We start from the raw sequence: 3,126 nt of genomic DNA, 5'->3' as shown, positions 1-3,126 counted from the left end.
CAGGAATAACCACACCTGCCGAGAGCTCTCCGGATTCCGACAAAATGATCACCTGTTCGCCAACTGCCAGCGGTTCCCAGTCAACTCGGTGCTTGCTCGATGCCCGGCCAGATACCCAAGGTAACCAGCCCGTTACCGCCCCTTTGGCGTATTCCACTCTTACTCTGGGTGGTTGCTGCTCAAAGTCCACGCTATGAACACGGCCCCGTTTGATCATGTTTGCCATGCGGCGTTGCAGCTCACGGACGATGTAGTTCATCTCTGGATTATCAAGCATCCGGAACCACCTGTTCATACCTGTCGCCATTCTGCTTACCGATATCAGGCGAATACCCCACAACAACCTGAGTCGGCGTTAAGCCCTCCGGCTTAAAGAAATCTTCGCCCACCTCAATGTCTTGATTGAAGCGGATAGACCACACAGCATACTCATCCAGCTCCGGCTGAAATGCATCAGGCTCGGCACTGACAAACACTGCAGGCTTTATTGGCAAGCCAAAACGGGATCCTTCAATTTTCAGCCCAATAGCCATAGCTGCATTACGCACTTCGAGCTGATACTGCGCATCGGCCATGCCGAGAACAGCCAGAATTTCACAATTCAGCGTTACGCATAACTGTCCGTTCATCGGCTGGCTGTCGGCACGATCCCAATCCGATACAGCAAAGAAAGCACACGGTGTCTGAAGTGTCTTCTTCACTTCCGGATAGCAATCAACCACCTTTAACCATGGCAGCTGCTTATCCAGCCAAGTCTTCACTGCATTGTGATACGTCGTTAAATGGATACCATCACTCACGTCAGCTCCTTAGCCATATTTCTTCCAGCTATTCTTGTGCAAACCCATTTTCACCCGACCTTTTAAGTCAGTTTCAAAGTGCTTGAGGAAGATCTCCGGCAAACGTTCATAGATGTCGTCTTCAATCATGGCGTTCAGCTCATCAGCAACAGGAACCCGGGCTTCTACAACCGGAAAGCGATTAGCTGTTTTACGGGTAAAGATAGAACGCCGGTTATACAACCGAGTAACAAAACCATCGTCATATGTCTGGGTTGGTATTTTGCCCCTGGGCTTAAAGACAGCGCCATTTGGTGACTTTTTAGTCCCTCTTCGGCGTATGCTCCCTTTCAAATACCCCACCGAGACATCGTTCATCCCGTACCACAATTTCAGCTCATCGAACTTCTTCTGTTTGCTGGGACTTCTGAGGCGAAAATGCTGAAACCTTTTCCTGATCGCCTTTAGCGATTTAATCCCCATTTCATCACGCAGCTTTTTATTGGTGAGTGATCGAAGGGTTATTGCTGTTCGCCCCAACGCCCGGTTGTACGCCGCCCTCATCTGCATTTCGGTGGCGCCATGAATATCTTTCAGCGCTTCCAGCTCTTCGACATCAATATGAAATGGAAGACGATTCAGGTTGGTTGGAAGAAGTATCTCCGACATTTTCCTGCCCTAGCGTTAACTTCAAACGGCCTGAGCCATCGTTCTCCGGCAGCACAACCAAATAACTCTGACGTGTTCCGTTTTCGAACTGCAGAGTGATGGCCGTTCGCCGCTCCAAATGCCCAGCTTCGGCAGACTTCACAATCAAAGTGCCCCGCTGCGCATCGACAAAACCGCCACCATCCAGCTTTGCAATTTCTGAGGGACCAGTAAAAATGCCCCGAACAGGCTCGTAACCATCAGCGATAACATCCACATTGCTGAATGCATCAATGATTGCTTCATTGGCCTGCCGGGCAACGGTATCGACTGACATCTAGCACCGCCTTCCATTCAATAAAACAAAGCCCAGTCCTATTGAACCGGGCCGCTTTCCCTAACTGTTTAGCAGCAGATTAGTTAGATGAATGAACCGCGCACAACAGTGCCGGGTCTCGAGTGATTGGCAGGTAGATAGAACGCGAGCGAATCTCCAGGCCTTCATCATGCGGCATCGGTTCAGTGGTAATGTGACACTCACGCTTTGATGCGCTGCTGGAACTGAGCACATCGGCTGGCGCACGCAGCATGCCAAACACGCCATTCACACCCAGTGGGTATGATGCGCCGTCTTCAGCAACTTCATCCGCTTCATCAGTGATAAACGTCAAGCCACAAAGACTGATCCCACTTGGATCATCGGCAAACTTAACCTGCAGCTTGGGATGTGCTTCCGGGCCATAAAACTCTTTGATGCTCTTATGGCTAATAATCCGTTCAATCAGATCCTGACCGACACGGATTGCCACACCTTTAATCATCATGTGGCCATGCTCTTTGGCGATCTTCTTGGTTTCTTTCGAAATGGCTTTGAGCTTCTTTGGCACATCAGTCGTGTCAGAACCCAGCTTAAGGTCAACTCTACGCTCTTCAACCCCCAACACCTGGAACAAATCAACCATCACAACACCTTTACGGTTCTTAACCCGCCCTTTTAGGGCCGAGTACGCAGTAAAGGCTGATGTATAACGGTGGTTATCGCGGTGCTTACCCATCTTGGTTTTAACCAAACCGGCTAACTCCTGGGCCTGCAGCTTTTTATCACGCAACGACGAAATGCGGTTTAGCTCGCTTGCAACGATCTGGCTATCGAACGGATAACGGATCAGGCTAACAGGTACCGCTGATTCAGGATCGTGCTTGTCGATATTTGGATGCTGACCGATTTCACCCGGCATCAACACCTGCAGCTCGTTACCCGATTTAACAATCATCACCTGGCGGTTTTCAACGTTCTCAACCTTGAACATATTGAGCACATCCGACTCAATCGGCGTTGATGAGTTATAGCCAGTTGTCAGCGCCACCAAGGAAAACGCTTCATGGTCAAAAATTTTATCCATCGTGGTGTTAGTCCTGTTTAATGATTAGGAAAGTTGTTTCCAACTGCTCAATCACCTTGGCTTTTTGAGCTTCAGTGATGCCCGCAGGCCATTTGATATAGAGATCGTTGAACACAGAGTGAGCCCAATAGACTTGGCCGTTCCCCATATGAACGCCGTAAGCAGTGGTACCATCAAATCCCTGAGCGGTTGGGTCAATCTCGTTGCCATCCTTATCGACAACAGAATAGAGTGACGCGGTAACGGCATTAGGAATGGTTTTATTACTCATCTCGCCGCGAGGATGAGTCCACAGT

6 protein-coding genes are annotated in these 3,126 nt (G+C 49.6%); all 6 read right to left on the bottom strand.

The features are described from left to right. The coding region (locus MHN01_RS22380) for a phage baseplate assembly protein V (RefSeq protein ID WP_239413539.1) at window positions 1-277 on the bottom strand (277 nt) is incomplete at its 3' end. Next, window positions 270-800 carry a hypothetical protein gene (locus MHN01_RS22375; protein WP_239413538.1) on the bottom strand — a complete coding sequence of 177 codons (531 nt, stop codon included), beginning with the start codon at window positions 798-800 and terminating at the stop codon, window positions 270-272. The genes MHN01_RS22375 and MHN01_RS22380, both read right to left, overlap by 8 nt. A gap of 9 nt (window positions 801-809) precedes the next feature. Then, window positions 810-1,448, bottom strand: a complete 639-nt coding sequence (locus MHN01_RS22370) for a phage tail protein (protein ID WP_239413537.1) — start codon at window positions 1,446-1,448, stop codon at window positions 810-812. Then, window positions 1,396-1,764 (bottom strand): head-tail joining protein, encoded by a 369-nt coding sequence (locus MHN01_RS22365; RefSeq protein ID WP_239413536.1) that lies wholly within the window; start codon window positions 1,762-1,764, stop codon window positions 1,396-1,398. The genes MHN01_RS22370 and MHN01_RS22365 overlap by 53 nt, the downstream gene beginning before the upstream one ends. A 79-nt stretch (window positions 1,765-1,843) precedes the next feature. Then, window positions 1,844-2,830, bottom strand: a complete 987-nt coding sequence (locus MHN01_RS22360) for a major capsid protein (protein ID WP_239413535.1) — start codon at window positions 2,828-2,830, stop codon at window positions 1,844-1,846. 7 nt (window positions 2,831-2,837) lie between these two features. Next, window positions 2,838-3,126: hypothetical protein (locus MHN01_RS22355; RefSeq protein ID WP_239413534.1), on the bottom strand; the 289-nt coding region annotated here is incomplete at its 5' end.

This window comes from Photobacterium sp. OFAV2-7 (assembly GCF_022347985.1).
GTDB lineage: Bacteria > Pseudomonadota > Gammaproteobacteria > Enterobacterales > Vibrionaceae > Photobacterium.
The sequence above is the reverse complement of the archived record's forward strand: the minus strand, read 5'-3'. Positions and strand labels throughout refer to the sequence as shown.

What these genes read in the sequence shown, in the direction of transcription:
- MHN01_RS22365 (WP_239413536.1), bottom strand. Translation starts at nt 1,764, where the DNA reads ATGTCAGTCGATACCGTTGCCCGGCAGGCCAATGAAGCAATCATTGAT.
- MHN01_RS22360 (WP_239413535.1), bottom strand. Translation starts at nt 2,830, where the DNA reads ATGGATAAAATTTTTGACCATGAAGCGTTTTCCTTGGTGGCGCTGACA.
- MHN01_RS22370 (WP_239413537.1), bottom strand. Translation starts at nt 1,448, where the DNA reads ATGTCGGAGATACTTCTTCCAACCAACCTGAATCGTCTTCCATTTCAT.